Annotated in this window: 1 protein-coding gene; it reads left to right on the forward strand. The window is 35.9% G+C overall.

The features are described 5' to 3' along the window. Positions 1-387: 387 nt before the first annotated feature. Positions 388-1749, forward strand: coding sequence for an oxygen-independent coproporphyrinogen III oxidase (gene hemN / locus CKF54_RS07895; RefSeq protein WP_119525801.1), 1362 nt, complete (start codon positions 388-390; stop codon positions 1747-1749). Positions 1750-1902 lie beyond the last annotated feature (153 nt).

The following is a 1902-nucleotide window of genomic DNA, read 5'->3' on the forward strand; positions in this document are numbered from 1 at the left end:
TTTAGTTTCTACGTTTAGTTGCTACGTTTAGTTGCTACGTTGCTACGTTGCTATGTTTAGTTGTTACGTTTACAACAATTGATACGTTAAAAACAGTTGTTACGTTTAAAAGCTAGTAAGTTGTAGCTTAGATCTTGGGAGCTACATCTCTAAGTATTTTGTGAAAAATTGTCTCTCAACTTGTTAAGCGTTCTTAATAAAGCAGTTTTTTCTCTTACATAGCCATTTTTAAGCTAACTTTTCTCTCACCAAGTTTGGCTTAATAGTAAAATTAGTATGGTTTAGTTTACTTATGCAGCAAGACCTAAACTAAACTCAAAGTTTTTATCCAAATTACTATTTTTACAATTTGACAATCATCTCCACAACAAAACAATTGGTTTAATTATGGCAGAATTTACTTGGGATCAACAGTTAATTGATAAATACAATTTATCAGGTCCTCGTTATACTTCTTACCCAACTGCTTTAGAGTTTTCCGAGAAGTACACTAATGCTGATTTTGAACAAGCATTAAGCAAATACCCAGAGCGTCCAATTTCGCTCTATATTCACATTCCGTTTTGTCACACTTTATGTTACTTCTGTGCTTGTAATAAAGTTATTACTCGCCATAAAGAAAAAGCAGATATCTATCTAGATTATCTTGAAAAAGAAATGGCTTACCGTGCGCAAAGTTTAAAAGATCGTAAAGTAAACCAATTCCACTTAGGAGGCGGGACGCCAACTTACTTAGTTCCAGCGCAAATGCGTCGCCTCATGGCAATGGCACGTAAGTACTTTACTTTTACCGATGACGTGGAAATGGGAATTGAAATTGATCCAAGACGCATTGAGTTAAACTACATGGATATGCTTGTGGAACTTGGTTTTAATCGAATTTCGATTGGTATTCAGGATTTTGACAAGCAAGTACAAGAGGCGGTTAACCGTGTGCAAGATCAGCAATTTATTGCTGATTTAATTAGCCATTCACGTGAGTTAGGAATTAACTCTATTAATCTAGATTTAATTTACGGTTTACCATTCCAGACTGTAGACAAGTTTGCCTATACTCTTGAAGAGGTAATTAAATTAAATCCTGATAGACTTAGCGTGTTCAACTATGCTCACTTACCAGCACGAGTTCCAGGACAAGCTAAAATCAAAGAAGAAACCCTACCTACAGCTAAAACTAAGCTAGATATTTTTGCTTACTCAATTAAGCGTTTACATCAAGCTGACTTTGCTTTTATCGGTATGGATCACTTTGCTAAACCAAACAATGAACTTGCGCTTGCCCAAAAAGCAGGTGTGCTACACCGTAACTTCCAAGGGTACACTACCCACGGAGAGGCAGATCTTGTTGGTTTAGGTTGCAGTAGTATTTCTATGGTGGGAGATACCTATGCACAAAATGCAAAAACAACTATGGAATACTATGAGCTTGTAGACAAACAAGAGCAAGCAATTGTTAAAGGTTTTGCCCTATCAGAAGAAGATTGCTTACGTCGTGATGTGATTAAGCAAATTATCTGTAACTTTAGTTTAGATTATCGTCCATTTGAACAAGAATACGGCATTGACTTTAAAGAACACTTCAAGCAAGAACTAGATCTTCTTGATACCTTTATCGCTGATGGAATTGTGATTCCAAATGAGTTTGGTTTTACTATTCCAGAGCGTGGTAAGTTATTTGTACGTCACGTTTGTATGGTGTTCGATGAATACTCTAATGTAAAACGCGCTTCTTTTAGTCGAATTTTATAAGCAGTTACATAATCGTAATCGAGTTTAATGCGTGGTTGTATAATCGAGCTTTAAAAGTGGGTACGTACGGAGAATGTAAAAAATAACCAAGAGTCGCATAGTCAAGAGTTTACAATTGGTTGCACGATTTGAGTTAATTATTTCGTTCTTCCT

This window comes from Psittacicella hinzii, from assembly GCF_003585885.1.
Classification (GTDB): Bacteria; Pseudomonadota; Gammaproteobacteria; order Enterobacterales; family Psittacicellaceae; genus Psittacicella.

What these genes read in the sequence shown, in the direction of transcription:
- hemN (WP_119525801.1), top strand. Translation starts at nt 388, where the DNA reads ATGGCAGAATTTACTTGGGATCAACAGTTAATTGATAAATACAATTTA.